Origin of the sequence: Brevibacillus gelatini (assembly GCF_003710935.1) — a bacterium.
GTDB classification, from domain to species: domain Bacteria; phylum Bacillota; class Bacilli; order Brevibacillales; family Brevibacillaceae; genus Brevibacillus; species Brevibacillus gelatini.
Map to the genome: position 1 here is coordinate 19584 of NZ_RHHS01000029.1, position 26637 is coordinate 46220.

Here is a 26637-nt window from a genome sequence, read left to right on the forward strand (position 1 = left end):
CTCAATCGGCCTTATAACGAGTCAGCGGCGTATCCGCCAGGCCTGAATAATTTTTCTTGGCCGGCACACTCAACACCTCGTCTTCCGGAAAGCGATAGGCGGTCAGCATTCCGCCAAACACGCAGCCCTGGTCGATGTTGATCGTGCCGTTTTTTCGTTTTGGCTCCGGATGGGGATCGTGCCCCCAGACGATGATCGGGCTTGTCACTTTCCGTTCCTTCGCCCACTCTCTGCGGATCGGACGGCCATCAGGCCCGGTCCCGGCTACGTCCCCGTAACGGCAAAACGTATAGACAGCCGGCGATTCCATCCCGATGTAGTCATCTCTGATTCCGGCGTGAACGGCAACAGCTTCCAGCTTGTCATGGCGGCGGATCAGCATGTGCGAGGGCGCGGAGAACAGCAGGCGTCGACTCTGCTCCCGCAAAAGGGACGTTTTTTTCGGCCCGAACTCTTGCAGGTAGAGCCGCAGTTCCTCCTCCACCTTTTCATCGCCGTGCGCCAGGGTAACAGGCCTTCCGTCCAGCCAGCGAGCAATCTTCCAGCCGTGATTGCTGTCCACCATCTCTGCCAGTCCGGCTGTGACGTGGAGGTGAAAAAATTGCAGCATCTTGATGGAATTCGGCCCGCGACTTGTGATGTCTCCAAGGGAAAGGAGCTTTCGTCCCTGAGGGTGACGATAGGTGCCGTCCTTACTCCGTTCGTACCCCAGAAGCTGGATCAATTCTATAAATTCGTCATAACAGCCGTGGACATCTCCGACAATATCCACGCCATTGTCCGCCGAAAGCACCTTGGAGCGTGTCTGAGGTTTGTGCCTCATAGCCCGTCCCTCCTTTCCCGGTCTATTACTTACTATCTTTACCACATCCGCAAAAAAAACTCAAAAAAAGCTCCCTGTCACAAGGAGCTTTTCGCTTTTTTCACCGTATTAGCCCAGATTGTGCGTGTGTACGTAAATGGCCGCCTGTGTGCGGTCCTCGACATTCAGCTTGGCGAGGATATTGCTGACATGCGTCTTTACCGTTTTGATCCCGATAATCAGCTCATCGGCAATTTCCTGATTGGACTTGCCCTGACCGATCAGCTTCAAAACCTCCAGCTCGCGCGGGGTCAGCTGCTCATGCGGGTGCGATTCCTGCCCATGCCGGAAACGGGCCATGATTTTTCCTGCCACTCGCGACTCCAGTACAGGCTCTCCGGCTGCAGCCGCGCGAATCGCCCTGGCGATTTCGGCCGCACGCGAGGTCTTTAGCAAATAACTGAAAGCGCCCGCTTCGATGACCGGATATACTTTTTCATCGTCAATAAAGCTGGTGAGGACGATGACCTTGCTTGCCGGGCAAGCTTCGCGAATGCGCCGGGTCGCTTCCACACCGCCTATGCCCTCCATGACCAAATCCATGAGTACGACATCCGGCCGCAGTTCGACTGCCATCCGCACGCCTTCTTCTCCGCTGCCCGCTTCTGCTACCACCTCGATGTCATCCTCGGTCGACAGGTAAGCAGCCAGCCCCATCCGCACCATCTCATGATCGTCTACCAGTAATACGCGAATCACAAAATTTTCACCCTTCCCGTTCCGGCTGTGACATCAGGGGAATCCGCACTTCGATTTGCGTTCCCTTGCCGACTGCTGAATAAATCTCCATCGAGCCGCCTACCTCGGCTACCCGCTCCTGCATGCTGCGCAGGCCGTACGACGTCATTTTTTCTCCGTCCGGATCAAAGCCGACACCGTCATCTGTCACCCGAAGCCGCACCTGCTCCTGCAAGGTAAACAGCTTGACCGCTATCTGGTTGGCTTTGGCGTGCCGCAGCGTATTGGACAACGACTCCTGCAAAATCCGGAACAGATGGTCCTCAATGCCGCTCGGCAAGCCTTCGACGTCTTCAATCTCCCACGTCAGCTCCATCGCATTTTTCCGTTCCAGCTCCTCCAAAAGTTCGAGGATCGCTTCCTTCAGCGTCTTGTTTTGCAGCGTGGCCGGACGAAGATGCAAGAGCAACGCCCGCATCTCCGCCTGCGCCGCCGCTGCCATTTCCTCTACCAGTTCAATCTGCTGGGCGGCGCGCTGCGGATTTTTCTCCACGAGCCGCCGCATCGCCGCCGTCGTCATGGCGATCGCAAACAACTGCTGACTGACCGCATCGTGCAGTTCGCGTGCCAGGCGCTGCCGTTCCTCTGTCACGGCTGCCTGCTTTACTTGCTCAGCGAGGTCCGCATTGTGATTGGACAGACGCTGCAAGGACGCAACCTGTTCCTCCCACTGTGCGGCCAAGCGGTTCAATTGCCAGCCCAGCTCCCCGACTTCATCGACTCCCAAATCCGGTACACGGTAGGAGAGCATTCCCCGTCCGAGCTTCATCGCGGCTTCCCACAGCACGCTGAGCCGCTTTTTCAACAGGTTTCCGACAATATAGGATATAATCAGCGCGACCAGCACACCGACCGGAAGCGCGACGACAAAAGCCGCCAGCTGCACCAGCCCGCCAGGCTGTTCAGGCAAGGTCAGCCCCAAATATTCCTCTACCCACAACACTACCTTCGGATTGCCGATCAGGCTGCTGTACCAGCGATGCACCTCCGGCATATCCTTCCACACGAAATAGAGCCAAAAGAAACAAATAAACGAAACGATCACTGCACTTCCGGCAAGCAGGACGCCGTAGCGCACATATTGCCACTGAATACTCGCCAATCGCTGTCGACGCATCTGCCAGTACCTCCTAGATGTACTTGACTTTTATATCGCCGACTAGCAGCGAGATATGCACATTCACTTTTTGAGCCGCCTCTTCGTATTGATCGGAGCGAATGATAATACTGCGGTTGATTCCTCCCTGGCGGTGGCTCAGCACTTCCAGATCGCCCAGACTCAGCTCGGCGTTCACGGAAACCGGGAGATCGACCGGAACGTAGATCGTGACATCTCCCACCCAGCCTTCCACAATCAGCATCGCTTCATCCTGCGTCAGCACTGCGCGGGAAAGGTCAATGACCACATCCCCGATCCCGTGCCAGACATGCAGGGCGCTCAGCTCAAAACGTCCAGAGGTCAAATGGTAATCCCCGATCAACGAGCTGCGGGAATCTTTGGGCAAAATCCGTTCACGGTAGACAGATGCTCCCTCCTGCCCAGGGAGCTTGCCGCGTGAAGGTTTCCATTTGTTCAAGCTGTCCAGCCATTGGGCAGCTTCCTGACGTATCCCGCCCGATTGATGATCCCTCCCCCTGCCCATGGGGGTAGCAGTCATCTCGTCCTGAGCCGGAAACGGCGGGAGGGGTGGACGGTTGCCTTTTTCTCTGGTCTTGCCGCGAATCAATCGAAAGCCAAAATAAATAAACAGGATGGGCACAGCGAGCCGGAACACATCGTCTACGCCGATGCCAAACCACATATCGAGTGCAATGATAAACCCTAAACAAAACAGAATGCCGCCTCTGATCCGTTTGTTTTTTCCCCACAGGCGAACGCCGAAGTAGACGAGCACCATCGGCCACAGATCAAACAGATCAAACGAAATGATATGCAAACTGTCTAATAACAGGCCGATTCCTGTCAAAATAATCAGGACGCCAGCCAACATTGTGTGCAAGCGGGACAGTTTCACAAAAGTCTCCTCTCTTACGCCCCATGCCGATCATTTTCACTTCGTCCGTTACGACATGTATAAATGAATGCAGGTGGGATATTCAGCAAGGTGAAGTCTGTCTCTACCAAGGAAAAACGCGCCTGCAGCTCAGCCTGGAGTTGTAGCGAATATTGGAATGTAATGAACAGACCGCCTGGTTTCAATGCCTTTTGCACTTCGTCCAGGATCGCTGTTCGCAACTCTGGCGGGAAATTGGCAAACGGCAGGCCGGAAATGATGACATCTGCCTTGCCAAGCTCCAGCTCCTCCAAATATTGTCCGAGTCTCGTCGCTTCTTCCCTGACAGGCAGATCAGGAAAGCGTGATTGAAGGATGGATCGAAACTGGCTGTCACGCTCCACAAGCACATAGTCGGTACCAGGATTGATATTTTGATAAATGGTTTGGGTAAAAGCGCCCGTGCCAGGTCCCAGTTCCAAAATGACTTCGGTTGAATCCCAATTGACGTTGCTCAACATTCGCTCACATAAAAACCGCGAACTGGGGATCACGCTGCCTACACGCCCAGGCTCAGCGATGAACCTTCGCAAAAAGACCATGAAGTCTGCCAAGAATCGTACCTCCTAGGGGAAAAGCAGCCTGCTAAACAGGCTGCCTGATTGACACACTCTATTCTACAACCGCTCCCCCAGTTCCTGTCCAATCAAGATTGTTCCTACTGGGCGGAAGCCGTTTTTTTCTCCTGCAGCGATGCCTTGATGCTTGCAAGCTCCGCATCCAGATCACCTTTTTCCAGCTCAGACAACGCCGTTTCCCAGGCGAGGTTCGTATGGCGCCATTGGCCGCTCATTTGTGCTTCTGCCTCCATGCGCAACACTTTTTCTTCCATCCGGGCGAACCCGCGGCCTGCGGACTGATTGCCAATCCCTGCTACCGCTTGATTTACCTGCTTTTGCGTGCGGGCTACCTGTGCCCGTGCCATCAGCGTGAATTTTTTTGCACGCATTTTATAGAATTCTTCCTTCAGCTCGGCCAGCTTTTCACGCATTTGTGTAGCGGCCTCGGAAGCTGCCAGATAGAGGGTTTCGTACTCGGCTGCGCGAGCTTCGAACTGCTTTTTGTCCGCGAGAGCGCGGCGGGCAAGCTCGTCTTCCCCTTCTGTCAACGCGAGCTTCACTTGGCGGTCGCGCTTTTCGATCAAAGCGTTTGCTTCATCCAGTTGCTGGCGGAATTTCTTTTCCAGTGCTACCTGGCGGGCGACAGCCACTTCGACCTGTCCGATTTCCACTTCCATATCCCGCATGTATTGATTCAGCATGACTACCGGATCTTCCATCGAATCCAGAACATCATTCACCGAAGCTACTGTCAGGTCACGCAGACGTTTGAAAATACTCATTTTTAAATTCCTCCTCATCATATCACATCGTGTCATTTCATCCAAAACCTCTTGCGACTTGGCTGCTTATGGCTGGCGGCGGGTCACTTCTTTTTCCCACGCATCCAGCATGTCTTCCTTTAATACCTTTTGTGCCCACTGACGTTCCCAGGCTGGTGGCGCTTCCTTGGGGACATGGCCGGGGCGCAGTAAGCGATACCCCAGATAAATCACACCAATGGCCAGTAAGCCGTGAAACAGCAGATGGAGCTTGCCGATCAGCATCAGGAACCCGAACAGGAAGATCACGATTCCCCAAAAACGCGAACCGGATTGTCCCATGATTTTTCGAGCGCCGTACAGCATGATGACCGCGGGAATCAAAATCCCGATCAGATCACCAAGGTCGATTCCGATTAAATCCAGGAGAACCAACCCGCCGACCAGCAAGAGAACCAGTCCGAGCAAAAACTTTCCAGACCGTTCGCTCATGCTCGCTTACCTCCTATCATCTCTTGCGTGTGGTGCTTGTTGAACCTTATGGCATTATTGTAGCCCCCCGCATAGGCTCCCCATAACGGGCGTGCGGTTGGTTTTTCCCTCCGTCCCTGGTCGGAGAGCATTTCCTGCCGTAATCGGACGAGCCTGGTCTCCGCCTTTTCGCCAGCAAGCGCTTGCAATGTCGAAGCAAGACGTTACACCATTTGGCGAAATTTTGTGACAAAAAAGTGAACAAGCGGTCAAAAAAGAGGGAAAACGGGAAAAGCGTAGAATCTTCGTAAGGTGCGTGTAAAAAAACATCGAAAAATAGCCGAATTCCGTATGACGGAAGCGGGGGAACCAGTTTTTTTTGGGGTGAATGATTGCCGGCTGGCAGTCTAGGGCGTCCTTTCGACCGAACCCTTCAGCTAACTTCGTAGGCTCACGAAAGGAGCAGTTTCTTTTGCGCAAGGTGGTAATGTCTTTCGTTATGGCTGGAATGCTTGTGATGGGGGCCGGCGCTGCACATGCGGCAGAGAGTGCGACACTCCAAGACGTAGTCAGCGAGCTGTATGGCGTCCCTTACAAAGCATCTGGCACGTCCAAAAAGGGCTTTGACTGCTCCGGTTTCACACGCTACGTATTTGATGCGTTAGGTGTAGACCTGCCTCACAATTCTGCCGCCCAATATGAATTGGGGACAGCGGTTGCCAAGAAAGACCTGCAGCCTGGAGATCTTGTGTTCTTCAATACAAACGGACGCAGCATCTCACACGTAGGCATCTACATCGGGAATGGCACATTCGTGCATTCGGAGACTGGCCGCGGCGTCGTCAACACCAAGTTGAACGACCCATACTACTGGAGCAAGCGTTATGTTGGCGCCAAGCGCATCAGCATACCTGCTTTGGAAGCGGCAGCCCCGAAAAAGGAAAACGCGGTGCAAGCAGCATCGTTGCCGGAAAATCAAGCACAAAAGTAGTAGTTCGGCAAAAATAAGAGCCAGGGACACAGCGTCTCTGGCTTTTTCTGACGAAATTTAGGACCAGGTCTAAAGAGGTGGCCCTACTTATAAGTAATGATGCATGAATAGAAACGGATATTTGCCTTTCTTGCGCGAAAGCATGTTATGATAGACACGATAGTACCTTGTTCACTTATTAATAGAAGTAACTGGGGGTAATTCCGGTGAAAGATCATATTTTAATCGTTGATGACAATCAGGAGATTATTGAGCTGCTTGAAGATATTTTGGAAAACGAAGGCTTCCGGGTTTCTTCGGCGGAAAGTGGCGAGGACGCGCTTGCCCTGCTCAATCAGGGCGAGCGGCCCAATCTCATTTTGCTCGACATTATGATGCCGAACATGAGCGGCTATGAGCTTTGCTCGCAAATTCGCCGCGAGTGGGATTTGCCGATTCTTTTTCTCAGCGCGAAAAGCAAGGCGGTAGACAAAGTCGTCGGCTTTGAAATCGGCGCCGATGATTACATTACGAAGCCGTTTGACACCGAAGAGCTGCTGGCACGCATCCGCGCCCATCTGCGACGCTACGAGCGGATCCGCAAGCATACCGAGGAGCAGCCGGAAAAAGAGACGTCCAGCTCCCCGATCACCGTCCTGAAGTTCAAGGATTTGGAGATCCACAAGGAAACGTATTCGGTCTACGTCAGCGGCAAAAAAATTGAGCTGTCCACGAAGGAGTTCCAATTGTTGACGTTTCTCGCAGAAAATGCTGGAATCGTTTTCACGCGGGAACAAATTTACGACCGCGTCTGGGGATACGGCTACGGCTCCCTCAACACGGTGACGGTCCACATCAAAAACTTGCGTGAAAAGCTGGAGACAGAGCGACAGTTCATTAAAACACAATGGGGGACAGGCTACGTATTCATCGGGGAGAAACTGTAGATGAGCCTGCGCAACAAGCTTTTTCTATCCTTTATCGCCCTGATTACCCTCAACATCCTGCTGTTCAAGTTCGTCTTCCAGGACATCATCATCGAGCAGTTGAAAGACGACCGTCACAACCAGTATCAAGCTGAAAAGGACGCGGCAGAAAAGGTCCGGCTCAACCAGCTGCTGCTCTCCGGCAATTTCAGGGACCCGATCGAACGTCAGGAGTTGGAGAGGCAGCTGCCAGAAGACGTCATGTACCGGATGGTCGTGACGGACGCGAACGGCAACACGATTTACCACAGACCGTCACATGCCTACTCCTTGAAGCTGTCGCTCCCTTCCAGCACGAAAAGCGACCTGAAAGTCGTGGCAGAGTACCATTTTCAGCAGGAGCCTCCCCGTGAAGGTGAAATCGTCGTCTACTTCTACACGGACGAATACGACATGATGGCTACGAAGGGCGTCTCGATGATGCTCTGGTTTATTTACGGCAGCCTCGTCCTCGTCGGTTTGCTGCTGCTCGCCCTGTTCGTCCGCTGGATTTTGCGCCCGGTCAACGAGCTGGCCCGCGTCACACAGGAAATCCGCGAAGGCAAACGGCTTGTGACGTTTACGTATCGCTCGCATGACGAGTTCGGGCAGTTGTTCCGCTACTTTGGCGACATGGTCGACGAGCTGCGCTTTTCCGAAGAAAGGCAATCGGAAATGATCGCCTCCATCGCCCATGATTTTCGCACGCCGCTGACCACGATCAAAGGCTACGCCTCCTACATCGGCTCCGGCCGGGTCGCAGATTTGGCACGAATTCAGAAGCAAATGGGCAAGATCGAAGTAAAAGTGAACGATCTGGAAAAGCTGCTGGACGAGTTGCAGGACTTTACCATGCACAACACAGAAGAGGTGCGGCTCAACATCAGCCGCATTCATGTGAAAGGATTTTTGAAAGGAATTATCGAGGACTACCTGGCGCGGGTAAAGGAAGCTGGCCTGGCGTTTCAATGGAAGCTGCGCGTGTCCAATGAACTGCACATCGAAGCAGATGAAACGAAGCTGCGCCGCGTCATGGAAAACTTGCTGAACAACGCGATTTATTACAACAAGCCGGATGGCTCCATCCTGGTTACTTGCGACCAGCGGGAAGGACATGTGCTGTTTTCCGTCATAGACAAAGGGGAAGGAATCGCAGCCGAAGATTTGCCCAAAATCTTCAACAAGTTTTACCGTGCGGAGAAGTCCCGCAACCGCAACAACGGCGGCACAGGGCTTGGGCTGACGATCTGCCAGAGCATCGTGCGCCGCCACGGCGGAGAACTCACGGTAATCAGCGAACAGGGAATAGGAAGCAGCTTCTCCTTCACCATTCCCTTTTATCACCGTTAAATTTATATAGGTTTATTCACAGTTAATTTATTTTTTATATTTCTCTGCTAAGGTATTTATCATAAGCATGTTGCTTTCAGTGATAAATAACCCCCAGTTCGGTATCTGAGACATCACGGTGAAACCGTAGTGCAAGGATGCCTCTTTTTTTTTGCCTTATTCCCGCTTTTCCAGGCGCATCGGCAGTCCGTTTTTCGGACGCAGGGTAACGAGCGGCTCCGGCTCCACTACTTGTCCTGGCTGTGCCAGCCGCAGGCGGTAGCGCTGCGCGATCGTCGCCAAAAGCAGGGCAGCCTCCATCAGGGCGAAGTTGTTCCCGATACAAATCCTTGGCCCTCCCCCAAACGGAAAATAGGCATACGTCGGGATGCGTTTCAACAGATCGCCCGCGAACCGCTCCGGAACAAACTCATCCGGCTGCTCGTAGTAGCGCTCCAGACGATGCATGACAAACTGGCTCATCATCAGCGTATCGCCGGGCTGGTACGTATACTCGCCGATTGTTACCTCTTTTACCACTTCCCGATTGATCGTCCAGGCTGCCGGGTACAGTCGCAGCGTTTCCGAGATGATGAGATTCGTGTAGGGGAGCTTTGGCAAATCTTCAACCGTAGGCAGTCTGCCTGCCAATACTGTTGCTAGTTCCTCGTGCAGCTTGGCCTCAACCTGCGGATGAGTCGCCAGCAAATAAAAGATCCATGACATTGTGTTCGCTGTCGTCTCGTGACCCGCCACAAAAATCGTCATGACCTCGTCCCGCACCTGCTCGTCTGTCATCCCTTGGCCGTCGTCCTCATCCCGCGCCGCGAGCAGCATTCCCAACAAATCGTCCTGCCTGCCGTCCTGGCTGTTGCGCCGCTCTTCAATCAGGGAAAAAATCGTTTTGTCCAGCGTTTCATTCGATTCCACAAACTGTCGATTGCTTTTTGTCGGAACCGACAACGGAATGTCGATAAAGGAGGAAGCTTTGTTCGCCACATATTTCAGTCCGACGTCGATCGCATGTCCGATTTTGTCGGCCCCCTCCTTGATGCTTTTGCCAAACATCGTTTCGGTAATGATCGCCAGCGTCACCCGCATCATGTCATCGTGGATGTCGCGGACTTCTCCTGCTTTCCACTCCTCCATCAACTCGACAGCCTGGCGCACCATCACCTGACCGTAACTGGCGATCCGCTCCCGGTGAAAAGCCGGCTGCATCAGTCTGCGTTGGCGCATGTGTTTCTGGCCTTCGCTGGTAAGTATCCCGTCACCGACTACGGCTCTGGCTACCTGCAAGCCTTTTCCCTTTTTGAAATGGTCTTGTTTGGTCACGAGCACTTCCTTGATCTGGTCGGGATTGGTCAGCAAATAGACATGCCTTTTCGGACCAAAGCGAAAGTGTACGACATCGCCATACTCGGCAACGGCGTTGCGGAGAAACTGCAACGGGTCTTTGCGAAAAGCAAGCAAATTGCCGGAGATCGGCAAGCCGCGTGGTCCTTGAACTGTCACACCCATGGAACGAACTCCCCCTTATGTGTTTCGATTGAGTTACCGATAGTATCCGGCATGAAAAGGAGTTTATGCGAAAAAAAAGCCACCCGACAGCATCAGGTGGCGAAAAGGTGTACCGTTGTTATCGTGCGACAGGCTGCTCCACGCGCAGCAGACGAGAGGCGATCAACCGCTCCCGGACTTTGATGCCGATCAGCGCGGCGAGCACCGCCTTGATAACGCCTACGACCAAAAATGGCGTAGCGCCGAAAGCAACAGCTTTGTCCCACGGAATATCCAGCACGTATTTGAGCTGGACGCAACCGAAGGCGAGCGTCACAAACATACCGATGATGTTGGCGACGACCGCATGTTTCAAGGTAAAGCCGAACTTTTCCAAATAAAGGCCTGTCACAAAGGCAGTAACGATAAAGCCGAAAATGTAACCGCCTGTTTTGCCGACCAAGACTTGCAGCCCGCCGCTCGCTTCGGAAAAGACAGGCAAGCCAACCGCTCCAAGCAGCACGTAAATCAACAGAGCGAGTGTACCGTAGCGGCTGCCCAGGATCGTCGCGGTCAAGCCAACCGCAAGCGTCTGTCCGGTGATCGGAACGAGCGGCAGCGGAATCGTCACCTGGGAAAGCACAGCCGTGACAGCGGCAAAAATGGCAGAAAGCAAGAGCCATCTCAAACGTTCGTTTCTCATGCGTAGTAGCCTCCAATGTTAACTAAAAATATAATAAGGTTAACAAAATGATAATACGCATGAGTCTAAATGTAAATCCCTATGTTTGATCGACGTAGTTTTGCAGACCGGCAAGCGATTGAATCGTGTGCTCGATCAACAGCCGCAGGTCTTCGATGTTTCCTTCGTCGATCTTGCGATGAAAGTCCAGCGTCACACGGTTTTCCCAGCTTTGCGGCGGCCATTCGATCCGATGCTCCGGCAGCTTCGCCGACAGTGTCTGGGTAATGAACGGACGCTGCCCCCAAATGTCGTTGAGAATCGTTGTAATTTCTTTTGCCCTGTCTGGAATGTCGCCGGGACCTTCCAATTGCATGTAAAAATGAATGCAGATCGTACAGCCGATATGCTCCACGAGCGGCGTTTCCAGTTGTTCTGCGGCTATGTCGCCCAGACTCGTGCGCAACTGCATTTGCGCCCGCACAGCACGTTCGTTTTCCGCCTGCCCGGCCAGCTTGAAGTCAATCTGAAACAAACGTTGGAACGTCGCCATATCCATGACGTCCGACCGATTGGTAATCGTGATCGCCCCGTCAAAATCGCGGTCGTACACCGCGCCTTCCAGCACCACTCTGATATTGTCAAATACCAGCGGATGAAACATGGGGTGCCCTCCTTTTGTTCTCACTGCCTGAACCTGTGTATATGACAGGCCACGTTTGGTTTTCTGTCACTAGCATGCCTGCTTTTTTGCGCATTTGCAAGCCAGAACAGACTTCCCCATAGCGAAAAGCGCTCCGGGAGTGGTACCATGGGAGGGAACCAACGTCAGAGGTGACAAACATGTTTCTCATCGGAATTTTAGTCGTGGTTGCGATTTTCGCTGAAATTTTTCACCGCTTGAACCCGTGGAAAAAGCCGGAGCCTGCCTACGAGGAGCTGGTCGCGCAAATCAAGGAAGCGGATTGGTACAGAGAGCTTGCCCGCGACGAGGCATGCCGCCATGTGCTGGAAAACGATCCGCACGTCCAGGCCTACTACGCCAGCACCTACGAAGCCCAGCGCTTGCTGGCACAGGAGGGCTTCCAGCTCGGCCTGATTGACTACGTCAAGGAACAGGCTGCCAAGTCCCAGGCCAAATCACATTGAACGGCGAAAAGCCGCTGCTTTTCTGGCAACGGCTTTTTTGGTGTGAAAACAAAAAAGGCATACCCACTGGCTGCAACCGTTTTGGTATACCTGTTTCAAACTGTATTCATCTGCTTACCGTTTTTTGTGGTAGTGTTTGTAGGCGTCGTAGGATGCCTGCTCCTGGCAAGTGAAGCATTCGGTCGCGTAAGATTCAGCCTGCTCGTTGATGATCTGGCCGCAGGCAGCGCAGCATTTTGCTTCGAGATTGCGGAAAAAAGTAGTGATTGGCGTCATGATTATAACCCCCCGTGTGTTGTTATCTGTATTGTATTACAACAGAACCTGTTTTATAAAAGTTTGTTATAATACATTACGCCGCACTATCTCCTTCTCTCGCTCAAATGCTCCTGAATGCTCCCTTTTTCGCTGTATTCATACATTTTTGCAAATCCATCATCTGTTGTAACACAACGTTCTTAAATCAACAGGTTAAACAAATACGGATCGTTGGTGATCTCGACATAGCGGATGCCGTGCTGCTTCATCCGGCTAATCAGCGGCTGGTAGTCCTCCTGGCATTTCATTTCGATGCCGACGAGCGCCGGGCCGTTTTCCTTGTTGTTTTTCTTCGTGTACTCAAAGCGCGTGATGTCATCATGCGGGCCGAGCACCTTTTCCATGAACTCGCGCAAAGCTCCGGCGCGCTGCGGGAAATTGATGATGAAATAATGCTTCAAGCCTTCGTGCAGCAAGGAGCGCTCCTTGATTTCCTGCATCCGGTCAATATCGTTGTTTCCGCCGCTAATGATACAGACGACGTTTTTGCCCGCGATCTGCTCCTTGTAGTAGTCGAGCGCGGCAATCGACAGCGCCCCGGCAGGCTCGACCACAATCGCGCTGCTGTTGTACAGCTCCAGAATCGTCGTACATACTTTGCCCTCCGGCACCAGCACGATGTCGCTCAGCACGTCGCGGCAAATGCTCATCGTCAACTGCCCGACTTGCTTGACTGCCGCTCCGTCCACGAACTTGTCGATCTCATCGAGCGTCACCACATCATCATTCTCCAACGCTGCTTTCATCGAGGCTGCTCCCGCCGGCTCCACCCCGATGATCTGCGTGTCCGGGCTGATCCCTTTTACATACGTACCAACCCCTGCCGCCAGACCGCCGCCGCCGATGCTCATGAACACGAAATCGGCAGGCTCCTCCAGATCGTTCATGATTTCCAGCCCTACTGTCCCCTGCCCTGCTACCACCAGCGGATCGTCGAACGGATGGACAAACGTCCGGTCTTCCTGGAGGCAATATTTCATCGCTTCTGCGTAGGAGTCGTCAAATGTATCCCCGATCAGCACGACCTCCACATACGAGCCACCGAAGCGTTTTACCTGGGAAACTTTTTGGCGCGGGGTTGTCGTCGGCATGAAAATCGTGCCCCGGATTTGCAAATGCTGGCACGAATACGCGACCCCTTGCGCGTGGTTGCCCGCACTGGCACACACCACGCCGCGCTCGCGCTCTTCTGCGGACAAGCTGCGGATGAAATGGTACGCCCCGCGAATTTTAAAGGAGCGGACGACCTGCAAATCCTCCCGCTTCAAATAGACGTTGCAGCCGTAGCGCTCGGACAGCACGTTGTTTTTTTGCAGCGGTGTCTTCTCCACTACGTCTTTCAATCCGTGGTTGGCCACCACAATATCTTCTACTCTCACTGTATGCATAGCTCTCTGGCTCCTCCCAAACGTTGGTTGTCTCTTTTTTATGAAAAAAAGCCTCCGCCTCGCCAGCAGCGCTTGGTTTGCGCACGGCTGGCTGAGGCGAAGGCATCGCGGTACCACTCAGCTTCTCTGTCTTCCTCACGAAAAACAGACTTGAGAGAAGTTCCACATGGGAACTCCCGTCCGGTAACGGAGACGAATCCGTTGTCCTCTACTCACAGCCCGGCAATGGGGCGGCTTTCAAGAACACTGCTCCAAGGTGATTTTCAAAACAGGCTGGGCGACCGTTCTTTCAGCACGGGGAACGGCTCTCTGCACGCTGCTCTCTGCTTCTACTCTTCCTTTTCAACGCAACGAATAACAAACTATTCAAATTATTAGTTACAAATTATAATGCGACTCTGTTTTCTTGTCAAACGTACTCTTTTCGCCTAGCAAAAAAGAGAAAGCTCACACTCGGGTGACTTTCTCCTGCTTTTTGCTATGTGGCAGTTTTAAACCGCTTCGTAGATAGCTTCGTAACGCTTGCCAATCTCTTCGTCGCTCAAACCAGCTTCACGCAGACGGACGATCAGCGCATTTGCCCAAATCTCGGAGCGTTGCGCCATTTTCGCATATTTTTTCGCTTCCTTCAATTTGCGCTTGGCACGATCCTCGCCGTTCGATTTGAGGTTGTCGAGGATAAACAGCATGTGCATCGTGTCATTCTCGTTCAGCTCTTTCCAGTTATCGTTCAGAAACGCGACTACTTTTTTGTAGTAGCCATCAAACTCTTCAAAAGAAATTTCGGTATCCATGTTGAGGTATTCTTTCATTTTGTCAAACAGCTCTTGCATCTAGCGTCACAACTCCCTCAGTATTCTCCGCACTATTATAACAAAAACAAGGCTGCACAGGAAGTTTCCATTATTTGTGAGCGAAAGCGCCCGGCCCCCATGCAACAAGTCTCGCAATCAACTATAATGAAAAGATACTGAAACACCCTGAGGAGAACAAAAGATGCCAAAACACAAAAAGGAACAGGAAGCAACGATACGCGTCGGCCAGCAAATGACGCTCACCATAAAAAGTCTGGGAATCAACGGCGAGGGAATCGGCTACTTCAAACGGAAGATCGTCTTCGTCGAAGGCGCTCTCCCCGGCGAGGTCGTCCATGCCGAAGTGACGGAAGCGCGGGAAAAGTACGCAACAGCCCGCCTGCTGCGCGTCGTGGAAAAATCCGCCTCGCGCACCGTCCCGCCCTGTCCGGTCTACAAGGAATGCGGCGGCTGCAGCCTGCAGCACATGGACTATGCGGCACAGCTTGCCAGCAAGCAGGAAATTGTCATCGAGTCTCTGCGCAAATACGCCCGCCTGCCCGATCCCCCCGTCGCCCCGACCATCGGGATGGACAATCCGTGGTCTTACCGCAACAAGGCGCAGTTCCAGGTGGGCAAGCAAAACGGCAAGCTCATCGCCGGACTGTACCAGGCAGGCAGCCACAGGCTCGTTGATCTGGAAGGCTGCCTGGTGCAGCACGAGGCGACGACCAAAATCGTGCAAGCCGCGAAAAAAATTATCGAGGAACTGGGCATCCCTGTTTACGACGAGCGCAAACGTACAGGTGTCATTCGCACAATCGTGGCGCGGGTGGCTTTTGCCACAGGGGAAACACAGCTGACGCTGGTAACAGCTACAAAGGAGATTCCTCGCGTCAAGGAACTGATTCTGGAACTGCGCACACGCCTGCCGGAGCTTGTCAGCATCGCGCAAAACGTAAATCCGCAAAAAACGTCGCTCATCTTCGGCAACCAGACGGTCTCCCTGTGGGGCAGACCTTCCATCGCGGAAAAGCTCGGGGAGCTGTCGTTTGATTTGTCGGCACGCGCCTTTTTCCAACTGAACCCGGAGCAGACGAAAAAGCTGTACGACGAGGTGAAAAAAGCCGCTGCCTTGACGGGCAAGGAGCTCGTCCTCGACCTGTACTGCGGCACGGGCACGATCGGCCTGTGGCTCGCGCCCTACGCCCGCGAGGTACGCGGCATCGAGCTGATCCCGGAAGCCGTCGAGGACGCCAACCGCAACGCGGCACGCAACCAGGCGACAAACGCAAGCTTCCACACAGGCCGCGCCGAGGTGCTGATGCCAAAATGGGCCAAGCAAGGCACACGCCCGGACGTCGTCGTCGTCGACCCGCCGCGCACCGGGTTGGATGATGCGCTGATTCGGTCGCTTTTGGATGTGCAGCCGAAGCGGATAGTGTATGTGTCGTGTAATCCGTCGACGCTGGCGAAGGATGTGGCGAAGTTGTTGCAGCGGTATGAGGTGGTTAGTGTGCAGCCGGTGGATATGTTTCCGCATACGAGTCATGTGGAGTGTTGTTCGCTGTTGGTGCGGAAGGACGAATTCTGAGATGTATTGCGTAATTAACGAATAGAGGGGAATATCCCCTCTATTTCTTTGTCTAGAGATGCAAATCAAAAAATGTCATATCCAATAGACCATTATGACGGGCAGCCATTTACCCTCGGCAGATTTTCGCATGAAACGATAGAAACAATAAACAAGCCATAAAACAGCGGCAAACCACACTTCTTCAAGGCCGGGGGTATGGATACGAAATGGACTCTTTTTTTTGGTGCCTTTTAAGAGCAACCTGCCTAAACCGTATTTCATGGCAAATTTCGAGCTTCTTCTGCAACGGGATGGAGGATTTCCCTGTTACACCAAGAATAATGTAAAGCTACCATTTGAAAATCACACCATGAGTATGGAGGTCGCAATGGAGAATCAACTGAATCGAGTGCATTGGTTGGCAGCGGTCGCTGCTTTTTGTTCTTTCTGGTTTTTACTGTGGTTCACTTTGTTCATTATGTTTCTGCTTGAACTCATTACTCTTACTGAGGGACATGAGGACTTGACCTGGTATTCCGCCTGTCTTGTCCTGTTTGGCATTTTTACGCTAATGACAGCTTTCAGGGGATGGAGACGCCTACTACTTCTTAGGCATGGACGGCGCGTTACAGTGGGTCTTGACACAGAAGAGTATGAGAGTTATGACGAACACACAACGATTAGGAACAAAAGATACCACTATCAATTCAAAGCGAAGGGGAAGACGTACAAAAACACGATTTATTTCAGGCCGATACGCAAAGGGGCAATCGAAATAATCTATAACGTAAATAAACCAGAAGACAATGCGCCCATTTTCCATCTCCCCGTTTACTTCAACGCTTCGAAGAATGCATGGTACCCGTCGATATGGCGCGTTGTCTTGCGATTAGCGATATTGGTTGCCATTTTCGTATATGTTTCAATCGTGTGACTTGATGAGTTGCTCAATTGCAGGAATAATATTTATTTTTTGAGAAAATGCAAAGAGGGGCTCTCACCCCTCTTTTAATAAGCAATCGCTTGAAATTTTTATCTCAATATTCTTAATTTTATGTTTTATGTAACGTCCCCCGACATATAACTTAACTGTAATCTTCAATTAATGATATTTTACCTTCTTTCAATTCAAATACTGACTTTCCTTTTAATTGCAGTGTATCTCCAGCTTTTAATCCATTTGGCAAATCAACAGCCAATCTGCCTTCATATTCAATTTGTACTTCTACTTTATCACCTAGAGCACTATATCCCGTAATGGTTTGACGACGATTAGAGAAAATTTTTGACGACTTTTCGGCGAGTTCTCTGAACTCTTCTGTTCCTCTAGTCTCTGTGTTCAGTTCGCCATTGGAAAAATTTTTGAACAGAATATCCTTGTGCAAGAGTTTAATCATACCTTCGACATCAAAAGAATTGTATGCCCTAACGTAATCCTCAATCATTTGTTTGACCTCTTCACGAATCATCGATATTCCCCTCTCAAGGTTATAAAAATGACCATTATCTCTTTCCTCATGGAACCATAGTTTTCCCTTATTTATGCAAAGCGGCAGTGGACTTTTGCCCTCTGAGTTGATTGTGTGGTAACTGCCAATTATAGAGGATGTGGCGATTTTTTGTGCCTATGATGCACATTCCATAAAAAAACAGAGCGTCCAGCAGTCAGTTTACACTGATTTTTTGTACAGCTCCTTCCACAGTGATAGTTATTAGCCAGAAATTTTATTCACGATTTCTTCAAAAATGTCTGGTGCTTGGTCAATTTTTTCTGTTTCAATTTTACCAAGGAAAAATCCGTAACCAGGAACGTGAGGATATTCAGTGGATTTCTTTAGCTGATCCCTTAATGGACCTTCTTCGTAGTAAAGAGCCCATGGATCATCTTCCAATTCAAAGGCTATGCCCCCATGCTCCGTCCGTTGTGTTCCATTTCCAGATGGTAATGTCGCAAAAATATCTAGTATAATAAAGTACAAGTACGTCTTGTCTGTGCATACTGTTTTCTGTCAAGGATACAAATATAGTCTTCCAAGGATAGCTTACTGCTGAACACAAGTAAAGCCAGATGATTTCAGAAAGAACGGGAGAACAGCTATTCCCGACTGTTACCCGATGAACAATTAGTGAGGAGTGTCCTTGATGACAAAAAGCGAAAAGAACCCCAAGGTCGATGAATTTTTGAGCAAGGCAAAAAAATGGAAAGCAGAATTTGAAAAGCTAAGAGACATTGCTCTGGACTGTGGACTGACCGAAGATTTCAAGTGGATGCATCCTTGTTACACGCTTAACAATAAAAACGTCGTGTTGATCCACGGATTTAAAGAATATTGCGCGCTTCTGTTTCACAAAGGGGCTTTGCTGCAAGATCTTCACGGGATTCTCATCCAACAGACGGAAAACGTACAGGCGGCACGCCAGATTCGTTTTACCCATGTGAATGAAATCATGGAAATGGAACCCATCCTGAAAGAATACATTCAGGCCGCGATTGAAGTTGAAAAAGCTGGCATGCAAGTAGAATTTAAAAAGAATACGGAAGACATCATTCCGGAAGAGCTCCAAACCAAATTCGCGGAAATCCCTGCCCTGAAAACGGCGTTTGAAGCGCTGACGCCGGGACGGCAACGGGCATACCTCCTTTATTTTTCTCAACCCAAGCAAGCCAAAACCCGGGAGTCAAGGATTGCAAAATATACGCAGCACATTCTTGAAGGAAAAGGATTGCATGATTAGTCTATGGTGAGAAGACGCATATATCAAGCTTTACGAGTTTACTCTCTTTGCGTTCATTCCAACTTCTTCTCCCCGGAAACATTCACATATGTACATAAAGGCTAGATCCTAGAAATAAACCGGATTTAGCCTTTTCACGCTTGTTTGAGCGTGTAATAATATCGGGCTTGTTCTAAGGGGAAAATTGGCCTTAACCCCTGCTTAATCGGAGGGTTGTGAAAATTTTACACAACTTCAATCCATCGATGCTGTAATGGTTTCACTCCCTGATTTAGGACGTCCTCATCGAAGCAATGGAGTCTAAGGAAAAGCTAAGCGAACCTTTGACGCGTCTGCGTGGAACAAGACAGTCTTTCTGAAACGAAACTTTTTATTGGTTATGGATATGGAGGCACTCCCAATATAACTAACCGCCGACGATGTCATTTGCTCTATGTCGCTCAATCACAGTATCACGGAAGGCAATTACCGAGTAGTGAGACTGTCCATAAAAGAACCGTCCCTGCAAGCGTAGAACTACCTTACGCCCCAATAGGGCAGAACAAACAATAAGCTCAAAACGTTCTCGACCGTCAGCCCACTCGGCAAAGTCGGAAACAAGTTGAAAGGCCGATACGGCAAAAGCGCAGGAGTTTTTGAAGAAGTACAGGTAGTGTGAAAAAATAATGGTAGGCATATTTATGTTCAGACTATCGAAATGTCGACAGCCTGTTTCGTTCTTAAATGTTAGCATCCTATTCAGCCAGCATCTAGCTTCCGCTGTAAAACTGAGCTTCTACAACTGTTGATGTATGAGCTGTACCAAGCCTTTTTTTGCTCACTGCATGATCTTGGCATTATCGAATAATGCCAGTATCATCTCTAGTTCAGACACATTAAGATAGGTTTGATCTGATCTGGTCTGGTTGCTTTCAGGGATTTCTTCCTGAAACCACGAATAAGGATCTTATTACCTGGTTTCCACTGTTCTATTCCATGAGATGACTCCCAAATTATCTAAGTTCTAAGGGCAATATTAGCGGAACGCTTGGTGCGTACTTTACGTCATGTAAGTAAGAAGAAACTTGGATCTGCGTTTCCGTTTATTTACTTGTTCTAGCCAGTTTCTTCTCCACTTGCCGCAGAGCTTGCTACCTACGGATAACACTCTAAGAGGACTAGTAAGTGGCGGGAACTGCCAGAAAGTTACATAGAAAGACAAACAAAGTGATGTGTTTCTTCTACCTTAACTTTATAAATAAAACGGAACTACATTATTAAAAAGCAGTTTACTGCAGGTCCATACATTAGTTATATGCGCGGAATATTATATGCAAAATATTATTTTTTTACAGAATATATAATAAATTTCGTGAGATATTTACAAATATATCCTATAATGCTAATATTTATTATGTACCAAATATTAGGAGTGATGGAGACATGTTCAAGAAAAAGTCAATTGCTGTTTTATGCGCATTAAGTCTACTGGCTGCCGTGCCATCCGTTTCGCTTGCAAAAGAAAATTATAGTGAGCCACTGAAACTCCTTGGTGCCGAAAATCAAGAGGTCGTTGTAAACATCACCGAAGAGGCCCAAGGCATGGTCACCAAAGAGGAAATCGAACAAATCGTAGAGCAAGCTGGAGATGCTAAAAGCATCACTATTCATAAAGTTAGTAAAAAAGCTGATGACAAATTAACGCCGATGTTCCTCTCTGATGTAGTTAAGCTGGTGGAAAGCTCCAATAACCCTACGGCAGCAGTGCAAATTATTTCTGTTCCTAAAGGAAAAACCATTAAACTTACTACGACCCAAGCAAAGAAAGTAAATTCCTCAGCAAGAGTTAAAGCGAGTGTTTCTGTTGGTTACGGCCCTGCATCCGCCGGCGATGAAGTAGAAAGCACTCTGACTCAGGAGATCTCGACAACATATACAACAGAAGAAACTTGGACTGGACCATCCGAAAAGTCACCGTATGTTTCAAGAATTTATTATTGGACAGGATTCTATGACAGAGGTACTTGGAGAGTAGATGAAATTAGCTGGTTAACCGGAAAAGTAACTGATACGTATACTGGATCTTATACTGAACCAACTCACTATATTGAATGGTCTAGAGATTTCCAGTAATATATATAATTATAAAGAAGAGTAACAAAAAGTTACTCTTCTTTAAGTTTTTGTATAAATTCATTTTCATCTGTTTTGAATGAATGATTTGCTTTATACGAGGGAGGGTATCTATGTCTAAGTTGCAAAAAGTTTTGTTGATCGTATCGGCTTTTGTTGCCGGGTCTTTAACCTGGGCAATAATTCCAAAAGCCCAAACCAGTGACTCTCTAAAGGACTACCGGATCTTTTTTAGGGATGAGAACGGGAGTGAATTAGTCCACGTCACTACTACTCCTCAAGGTGACCTCTGGATCTACAACGAAAGTGATCAGTCGATCTACTACATCGAAAATCCGAAAGAATCAAAACAGATGAACATCCTAAAGAAGCAAATCGCGCCTTAAATATTTTAAACGAATCAGTCGGAATCCTGTACGCGATTCCGTTTTTTCTTTATAGAAAAACACCATTCCGCCAGCCCATCCGGCGGATGCCTGTGAAACCTGACTATCCAACAAGCTCGTCCGATCTGCCAAGTCAAAGCCCCCAAGCTCCCTCCCCTCTTTTGGTTTACCATTCAAAAATTGACAAATCTCGCAAACTCATCTATCCTAAAATTAACAGTAGTTGCATACACTACAAAGAAGACCGTCCCGGCGGCAACCGGAACGGTCTATGCAATAGCTTTAACCCTGAAAAGGGAGCGGCTCCATTGGCTACACTTAGAAGTAACCGCCAGAGTTGGTAGCTCAAGGGGCGGTTACTTCTTCTTTTTGTCGAAGGACAAAATCAACACGATCAACGTTGCGAATGAAATCATCAACGTCAGCGCTTGATATACCTCCATGTTCTCCCTCCTCACTGTTCGGGATAGAAAGTGAGCCGCCGCCCCTTGGGAGCCTTATACTGTTTAAGGAATATTGTACCATATTTTTCAGAAAATTCTATTACTAACATTTTATCTCAAATATGTAAAATTTGTATGAGACAACGGTCATGCAACTGCCGTCCCACTTCATACACCATTACCCTCCCCCCGCCTCCTATGGTACTATGTGAGGTATATTCGCACTTCAAAAGGACATCAGGAATGGGGACAAAATTTTGAAAACGTTTAAAAAAGTTTATATAGAGATTACGAGCATCTGCAATCTCGCCTGTACATTTTGCCCGCCGACAGAGCGCAAGGCTACGTTTATCTCGGTGGAGAGCTTCGCGAAGCGGCTGGATGAGATCAGGCCGCACACCCGGCATATTTATTTGCACGTAAAAGGTGAGCCGCTGCTCCATCCGAAAATCGACGAGCTGCTCGACGTCAGCCATGAAAAAGGGTTCAAGGTCAATATTACGACAAACGGTACATTGATCGCGAAAAATCGACATAAATTGCTGGGGAAGCCAGCGCTGCGGCAGATGAACTTTTCCCTGCACAGCTTTGACGGCCATCTCGGTTCAACCGACCGTGAAGGCTATCTGCGGGACATTCTTTCCTTTGTCCGCGACGCCCAGGAGCACAAGGTCATCTTTTCCTTCCGTTTGTGGAATTTGACGCAGGATAACATTACGAACATTCAACAAAAACGAAACCGCCAAACACTTGCGATTATCGAGAAGGAATTCGCTCTCGATTATCAGATCGAGGAAAAGGTCGTACCTGGCAGCGGCGTGAAGATCGCCGAGCGCGTCTACTTGAACCAGGACCATGAGTTTCAGTGGCCGAGCATGACAGCGCCACGCGATGATGGCCGCGGCTTTTGTCACGCACTGCGCAGCCAGGCGGCGATTCTGGTTGACGGGACCGTCGTTCCGTGCTGTCTGGACGGGGAAGGTGTCATCAACCTGGGCAATATCCAGCAAACGTCGTTTACGGACATTGTGGAAGGCGAACGGGCTAACGCGATCGTCGACGGGTTTTCGCGCAGAGAGGCTGTCGAGGAATTGTGCAAAAGGTGCGGGTATCGCCAACGTTTTGGCAAGTAGTCACTCATCTGAATGAACGAGGGGGCTGTCACAATGAATTTCGCCATGCATGAGGCTGTAGAGGTTTTGGAGCGGACACCGTTGCTTTTGCAACATTTTTTATCCGGTCTTGCAACGGGATGGCTCACCTGTAACGAGGGCGAGGATACGTGGAATGCAGTGGAGGTTGTGGAGCATCTGATCGAGGCGGAGCGAACGAACTGGATACCGCGGCTGGAAACGATTTTGCAGGAAGGCGAAAGCAAGCCGTTCCCTCCTTTTGACCGCTTTGCGCACCTGAATGGACACAAGGAACAGTCACTGGCAGAGAAACTGCAAGAGTTTACAGCGATTCGCCAGCAAAATATCGCCAGGCTGAAGGAGCTGGTCGACCCGGCGCTGCATCTGGAGATGACTGGCCTGCACCCGGCATTCGGCTCAGTAAAAGCGCGGGAGCTGATTTCCACCTGGGTCGTCCACGACTTGACGCACATCGCGCAAATCGTGCGAGTCATGGCCAAACGATACAAAACAGACGTCGGGCCGTGGAAAGCGTATTTGGGCATATTGCAAGACAGATGATGCTTTTGGGCAAAAATGTGAGGGGGACGGCCACCCCCTCTTTTTCTTTTATGCCAGCTCCGTAAAATACCTGACCTCTTCCCTCTCCACATAAAAGCCGACCGATTCGTAAAGGGACAAAGCCGACTGATTGGTCGTCAGCACTGTCAGGCAGGCGTACGGCAGTCCATGGGCGTGCAAGTATTGAAGTCCCTGTGTCAGCAAAAACTTTGCGAAACCGCGCTGTCTCCACGGTTCGCGTACGAACACATCCTCGATAATCCCATGATCCTCTTCCTGCCACGCCATTAACCCGGCTGCGAGCGTACTCTTGTCCCGGATGACGAGCGATGTCCAGAGTGGCTGCTTTTTGTATTCGGCCAGCCTTTCCGCCCCGAGCGGCGTGTCCGGCCAAATCTCTGCTTCCACCTGCAAATATTGCCGTTCCTCTTCAAGCGTCTCCATCTGCCACGGCGAAAACTGAAAGGCTGCATCCAAAGCCCTCTCGCCAACGGGCTGATCGAGCTCGCGTCGCATCCGAAACAGGCTGTTCAGGCGGCGGAAGCCTTTTTCGATAAAAAAGCTGTTGTTGGCCGCTTCCGTCGAGTCGTTGCCCACGCACAAAGTCGTGCCGTACTCCTGCGGCAAATTCCGCTTTAGCTCGCTAGCCTTCTGATAGAGCAGACTGTACAGCTTTTCCAGCAATTCCTCGTCGTGCTCCCGCTCCGGTACGGTTTTCAGATTGACGTAGATGGCATGCTTGTTTTCCGGGGGTCTGCCGGGCGGCACGACATTGACGACGCTTACCTGTCCCTTGGCAACCATCCTCCCGCCTTCGAATGCGCAGTAAACATTGCCCCAGTTCTCTTCGTCGCCCACCCACCAAAAGGTGGCGTTTTTCTTTGCCGTCACAGACTTGTACAGTTCGCCAAGCGACGGCATGTCTTCCTTTTGAAAATGGCGGATGATCGTATCCGTGAATGGTTGGCTCAAGTCGGATCACTCTCTTCTCTTTTCATTCCTCCCACTTTACCATAGTTTCCCGAATATTTTCTATTATTTCATGATGTCTTGTGCTGTATGATAAAATGCTGTATGCCAAAATGCTTGGCCAAAGTGATTTTCAGCCCAAGGAGTGCAGCCTGTGAAAAAACTGGCCCAACTGCAGCTTGAGCATTTTCAACAGATGGAGCAGCTTGAGCTTCAATACTATAGCGCCGACTATATTACGCCCAGCCAGGAAAGCTACAACTGGTACCGTTTCCGTCCGGACAGCATCGTCGCGATTGAGGCGGATAACCGCGTCGTCGCTTTTATGAATTTGCTCCCCGTAAAAAGGCATGTCTACGAGCAGATCGTAGCTGGCCGCTTCAACGACAGTCTGATGACGACCGCAGATATTGAAGATTTTAAGCAGCATCCGGATTGTGCCTATTATTTTTTGTCCTGTGTAGTCGTCGCTGACACGTACCGGAAAAGCGCTGCCCTGCCCACGATGCTCCACCATTATCTCGGTATGCTGGACAGCGTGGCGAAAAGCGGCATTCGCATCCATTCCATCGTGATGGAGGCGGTGACTGCGGCCGGCAATCGGTTTGCGAAGCGGCTCGGCATGCGGCTTTTGTGTGAAAGCAACCATGATTCACACGTCTACGAATGCGACTACGCGACTTTCAAGCGCCATGTGCTCGCCCGCTATCCGCTGCCTGATGCTCCACTCAAGCAAACGAAGAAAACAGACAGCCATGCTGCCGATGACCCGCAATAGCCAGCCAAGAGACGGCGGGTTGCTGCTGCCGCTTGCATACAGCTGGCATCCAGAAAGAAAACCGACTCCTGCTACAAGAGTCGGTTTTCCTGCTTGATCTCCAGCAGTTCCTCGCTGGGGCCGATCTGTCCGATGCCGATGCTGTCCATTACATCCGCCAGTGTGTATTGCCCGAGAAACCGTATCAGTTGCTGCTCAGCCTGATTCATCAGCGCCTCCAGATGGCGATCCAACTGTACGCCGACCTCGCCGCAATCCAGTTCCTCTTGCCTGTCTTCCTCGCGCTCTTCCGGAAGGGCGCGGTAAATGTCGGCGAGTGTCAGCTCTTTCGGGCATCTCGTCATGTAGTAGCCGCCGTCGCGACCTTCCTTCGCCTCGACGATGCCGGCGCGGATCAACTGGGCCATGACCCGGCGCAAAAAAGTGGCGTGCGTTTTCACCTGTGCGGCAATGGCGGCGCTGGACAACACGCCGCCGCTTTGCGCCAGCCAGACCAGTACATGCACGGCAATCCGAAAGCGCGGCTTGGCAATCTGATCGATTCGATTCAGCTTCATGCAACCACACCCTCGCCGTTTACAGCTTGCAGGAACCGTCTGCGCAGTTGTCCCCGTCTGTCTGTTCCTTTTGCTCCTGATCGACAAGTGTCAGAGGGGCAGCGGTGTTTTCTTCTTCCCACACTTTTGCCAGCACACTGAAAAATACTTCCCCCGGCTGGGCGCCGGAAACCGCGTATTTGTTGTTGAACACGAAGAACGGCACGCCTTTGATGCCGATTTCCGCGGCTCTGCGCTTGTCTTCCTGTACTTTGTCGCCGTACTCGCCGCTTTTCAGCATGGCGAGCGTCGCCTCGCGATCCAGCCCGACCTCGGAGGCGAGCTGCGCCAGCACCTCGTGATCTCCCAGATGCAGTGACTCGGTGAAGTACGCTTTCAGGAGGCGCTCCTTCATTTCCGTCATTTTGCCATGGGCAGCGGCAAAGTGAGCCAGACGGTGCGCGTCAAACGTATTCGTCGGAATCATCGTGTCAAAATAATAGTCAAGGCCGACGCTTTTTGCCTGCTGCGTCACACGCTCATTCATGCTTTTCGCCTGTTCCAGCGGCATGCCGTATTTGGTAGCAAGCACGGTGTGCATGTCCATATCGGTATCGCGCTCCATGGTCGGGTCGAGCTGGAAGCTGCGGTAGACGACCTCTACCTGATCCCTGTGCGGGAATTGCGACAGCGCGCCTTCCAGATGGCGCTTGCCGATATAGCAAAACGGGCAGGCAAAATCAGACCAGACTTCTACTTTCATGTTTGTATCCTCCTCTTATTCAGCGGTCAAAGCCGCAATCGCGCAAACCGTAAACTGCAATCGTTGCAAGCACATTATACACGATGCGGGAGAATGTTGCTGA

The 26637-nt window shown here is 50.7% G+C and carries 30 protein-coding genes, 1 riboswitch and 1 other annotated feature; of the genes, 11 read left to right on the forward strand and 19 right to left on the reverse strand.

Annotated elements, in window-relative coordinates; genetic code table 11:
• Position 1: 1 nt before the first annotated feature.
• From prpE to EDM57_RS12725, 7 genes are all read right to left on the reverse strand, one after another.
• On the reverse strand, positions 2-823 hold the full coding sequence (gene prpE / locus EDM57_RS12695; protein ID WP_122905119.1) for a bis(5'-nucleosyl)-tetraphosphatase PrpE: 822 nt from the start codon (positions 821-823) through the stop codon (positions 2-4).
• Positions 824-931: 108 nt separating this feature from the next.
• Positions 932-1561, reverse strand: a complete 630-nt coding sequence (locus EDM57_RS12700) for a response regulator (RefSeq protein ID WP_122905120.1) — start codon at positions 1559-1561, stop codon at positions 932-934.
• A gap of 7 nt (positions 1562-1568) precedes the next feature.
• A complete protein-coding gene (locus EDM57_RS12705; RefSeq protein WP_122905121.1) occupies positions 1569-2717 on the reverse strand; it encodes a HAMP domain-containing sensor histidine kinase in 1149 nt (382 codons plus the stop codon).
• Between the two features lie 13 nt (positions 2718-2730).
• Positions 2731-3615, reverse strand: a complete 885-nt coding sequence (gene liaF / locus EDM57_RS12710) for a cell wall-active antibiotics response protein LiaF (protein ID WP_122905122.1) — start codon at positions 3613-3615, stop codon at positions 2731-2733.
• Between the two features lie 14 nt (positions 3616-3629).
• Positions 3630-4208 carry a class I SAM-dependent methyltransferase gene (locus tag EDM57_RS12715; protein ID WP_122905123.1) on the reverse strand — a complete coding sequence of 193 codons (579 nt, stop codon included), beginning with the start codon at positions 4206-4208 and terminating at the stop codon, positions 3630-3632.
• 104 nt (positions 4209-4312) lie between these two features.
• A complete protein-coding gene (locus EDM57_RS12720; RefSeq protein ID WP_122905124.1) occupies positions 4313-4996 on the reverse strand; it encodes a PspA/IM30 family protein in 684 nt (227 codons plus the stop codon).
• 66 nt (positions 4997-5062) lie between these two features.
• Positions 5063-5467, reverse strand: coding sequence for a LiaF transmembrane domain-containing protein (locus EDM57_RS12725; RefSeq protein ID WP_122905125.1), 405 nt, complete (start codon positions 5465-5467; stop codon positions 5063-5065).
• Between the two features lie 307 nt (positions 5468-5774).
• A riboswitch (cyclic di-AMP (ydaO/yuaA leader) is annotated at positions 5775-5914 on the forward strand.
• Positions 5915-5918: 4 nt separating this feature from the next.
• Between EDM57_RS12725 and EDM57_RS12730 the strand changes: the two genes are divergently transcribed.
• From EDM57_RS12730 to EDM57_RS12740, 3 genes are all read left to right on the forward strand, one after another.
• Positions 5919-6437 carry a C40 family peptidase gene (locus EDM57_RS12730; protein WP_122905126.1) on the forward strand — a complete coding sequence of 173 codons (519 nt, stop codon included), beginning with the start codon at positions 5919-5921 and terminating at the stop codon, positions 6435-6437.
• A gap of 206 nt (positions 6438-6643) precedes the next feature.
• Complete coding sequence (locus EDM57_RS12735) at positions 6644-7363, forward strand: response regulator transcription factor (RefSeq protein WP_122905127.1); 720 nt, start codon at positions 6644-6646, stop codon at positions 7361-7363.
• On the forward strand, positions 7364-8731 hold the full coding sequence (locus EDM57_RS12740; protein WP_122905128.1) for a sensor histidine kinase: 1368 nt from the start codon (positions 7364-7366) through the stop codon (positions 8729-8731).
• Between the two features lie 156 nt (positions 8732-8887).
• Here the strand turns inward: EDM57_RS12740 and EDM57_RS12745 are convergent, their stop codons facing one another.
• From EDM57_RS12745 to EDM57_RS12755, 3 genes are all read right to left on the reverse strand, one after another.
• Entirely contained in the window at positions 8888-10231 is a 1344-nt protein-coding gene (locus EDM57_RS12745; RefSeq protein WP_122905129.1) for a cytochrome P450, read from the reverse strand.
• 118 nt (positions 10232-10349) lie between these two features.
• The gene (locus EDM57_RS12750) at positions 10350-10913 is read right to left on the reverse strand and encodes a biotin transporter BioY (RefSeq protein WP_122905130.1); all 564 of its coding nucleotides are present in this window, start codon (positions 10911-10913) and stop codon (positions 10350-10352) included.
• 79 nt (positions 10914-10992) lie between these two features.
• Positions 10993-11556: a hypothetical protein gene (locus EDM57_RS12755; protein ID WP_122905131.1), complete on the reverse strand. Its 564-nt coding sequence runs from the start codon at positions 11554-11556 to the stop codon at positions 10993-10995.
• 179 nt (positions 11557-11735) lie between these two features.
• Between EDM57_RS12755 and EDM57_RS12760 the strand changes: the two genes are divergently transcribed.
• Positions 11736-12041, forward strand: coding sequence for a hypothetical protein (locus tag EDM57_RS12760; RefSeq protein WP_122905132.1), 306 nt, complete (start codon positions 11736-11738; stop codon positions 12039-12041).
• A gap of 114 nt (positions 12042-12155) precedes the next feature.
• Here EDM57_RS12760 and yhfH read toward each other — a convergent pair whose 3' ends face one another.
• From yhfH to EDM57_RS12775, 3 genes are all read right to left on the reverse strand, one after another.
• Positions 12156-12317 carry a protein YhfH gene (yhfH, locus tag EDM57_RS12765; protein WP_122905133.1) on the reverse strand — a complete coding sequence of 54 codons (162 nt, stop codon included), beginning with the start codon at positions 12315-12317 and terminating at the stop codon, positions 12156-12158.
• A 182-nt stretch (positions 12318-12499) separates the two neighbouring features.
• Positions 12500-13747 carry a threonine ammonia-lyase IlvA gene (gene ilvA, locus EDM57_RS12770; protein ID WP_122905134.1) on the reverse strand — a complete coding sequence of 416 codons (1248 nt, stop codon included), beginning with the start codon at positions 13745-13747 and terminating at the stop codon, positions 12500-12502.
• A gap of 89 nt (positions 13748-13836) precedes the next feature.
• Positions 13837-14102, reverse strand: a binding site (T-box leader).
• A 136-nt stretch (positions 14103-14238) separates the two neighbouring features.
• Positions 14239-14580, reverse strand: a complete 342-nt coding sequence (locus tag EDM57_RS12775; protein ID WP_122905135.1) for a hypothetical protein — start codon at positions 14578-14580, stop codon at positions 14239-14241.
• A gap of 163 nt (positions 14581-14743) precedes the next feature.
• On the opposite strand from EDM57_RS12775, the gene rlmD reads away from it, so the two are divergent.
• On the forward strand, positions 14744-16135 hold the full coding sequence (gene rlmD, locus EDM57_RS12780; protein ID WP_122905136.1) for a 23S rRNA (uracil(1939)-C(5))-methyltransferase RlmD: 1392 nt from the start codon (positions 14744-14746) through the stop codon (positions 16133-16135).
• Between the two features lie 1067 nt (positions 16136-17202).
• Here rlmD and EDM57_RS12790 read toward each other — a convergent pair.
• Together EDM57_RS12790 and EDM57_RS12795 are read right to left on the reverse strand one after the other, a co-directional pair.
• Positions 17203-17586: a nuclear transport factor 2 family protein gene (locus tag EDM57_RS12790; protein WP_122905138.1), complete on the reverse strand. Its 384-nt coding sequence runs from the start codon at positions 17584-17586 to the stop codon at positions 17203-17205.
• A 243-nt stretch (positions 17587-17829) separates the two neighbouring features.
• Positions 17830-18009 carry a hypothetical protein gene (locus EDM57_RS12795; protein WP_122905139.1) on the reverse strand — a complete coding sequence of 60 codons (180 nt, stop codon included), beginning with the start codon at positions 18007-18009 and terminating at the stop codon, positions 17830-17832.
• 250 nt (positions 18010-18259) lie between these two features.
• On the opposite strand from EDM57_RS12795, the gene EDM57_RS12800 reads away from it, so the two are divergent.
• From EDM57_RS12800 to EDM57_RS12810, 3 genes are all read left to right on the forward strand, one after another.
• Positions 18260-18853, forward strand: a complete 594-nt coding sequence (locus EDM57_RS12800; protein ID WP_122905140.1) for a YdeI/OmpD-associated family protein — start codon at positions 18260-18262, stop codon at positions 18851-18853.
• A 1422-nt stretch (positions 18854-20275) separates the two neighbouring features.
• Positions 20276-20965, forward strand: coding sequence for a hypothetical protein (locus EDM57_RS12805; protein ID WP_122905141.1), 690 nt, complete (start codon positions 20276-20278; stop codon positions 20963-20965).
• Between the two features lie 113 nt (positions 20966-21078).
• Positions 21079-21351, forward strand: a complete 273-nt coding sequence (locus EDM57_RS12810; protein WP_122905142.1) for a hypothetical protein — start codon at positions 21079-21081, stop codon at positions 21349-21351.
• A 356-nt stretch (positions 21352-21707) separates the two neighbouring features.
• Here the strand turns inward: EDM57_RS12810 and EDM57_RS24070 are convergent, their stop codons facing one another.
• Entirely contained in the window at positions 21708-21794 is an 87-nt protein-coding gene (locus EDM57_RS24070; RefSeq protein ID WP_425455805.1) for a putative holin-like toxin, read from the reverse strand.
• 257 nt (positions 21795-22051) lie between these two features.
• On the opposite strand from EDM57_RS24070, the gene EDM57_RS12815 reads away from it, so the two are divergent.
• Together EDM57_RS12815 and EDM57_RS12820 are read left to right on the forward strand one after the other, a co-directional pair.
• Complete coding sequence (locus tag EDM57_RS12815) at positions 22052-22927, forward strand: radical SAM/SPASM domain-containing protein (RefSeq protein ID WP_122905143.1); 876 nt, start codon at positions 22052-22054, stop codon at positions 22925-22927.
• 33 nt (positions 22928-22960) lie between these two features.
• On the forward strand, positions 22961-23488 hold the full coding sequence (locus EDM57_RS12820) for a DinB family protein (protein WP_122905144.1): 528 nt from the start codon (positions 22961-22963) through the stop codon (positions 23486-23488).
• A gap of 48 nt (positions 23489-23536) precedes the next feature.
• On the opposite strand, the gene EDM57_RS12825 is transcribed toward EDM57_RS12820, so the two are convergent.
• Positions 23537-24460 carry a GNAT family N-acetyltransferase gene (locus EDM57_RS12825; RefSeq protein ID WP_211338243.1) on the reverse strand — a complete coding sequence of 308 codons (924 nt, stop codon included), beginning with the start codon at positions 24458-24460 and terminating at the stop codon, positions 23537-23539.
• Positions 24461-24611: 151 nt separating this feature from the next.
• Here EDM57_RS12825 and EDM57_RS12830 point away from each other — a divergent pair, with 151 nt between their 5' ends.
• Entirely contained in the window at positions 24612-25235 is a 624-nt protein-coding gene (locus tag EDM57_RS12830; protein WP_122905145.1) for a hypothetical protein, read from the forward strand.
• Positions 25236-25306: 71 nt separating this feature from the next.
• Here EDM57_RS12830 and EDM57_RS12835 read toward each other — a convergent pair whose 3' ends face one another.
• Positions 25307-25792 carry an RrF2 family transcriptional regulator gene (locus EDM57_RS12835; protein ID WP_122905146.1) on the reverse strand — a complete coding sequence of 162 codons (486 nt, stop codon included), beginning with the start codon at positions 25790-25792 and terminating at the stop codon, positions 25307-25309.
• 19 nt (positions 25793-25811) lie between these two features.
• Positions 25812-26534, reverse strand: a complete 723-nt coding sequence (locus tag EDM57_RS12840; RefSeq protein WP_122905147.1) for a DsbA family oxidoreductase — start codon at positions 26532-26534, stop codon at positions 25812-25814.
• Positions 26535-26637: the final 103 nt, after the last annotated feature.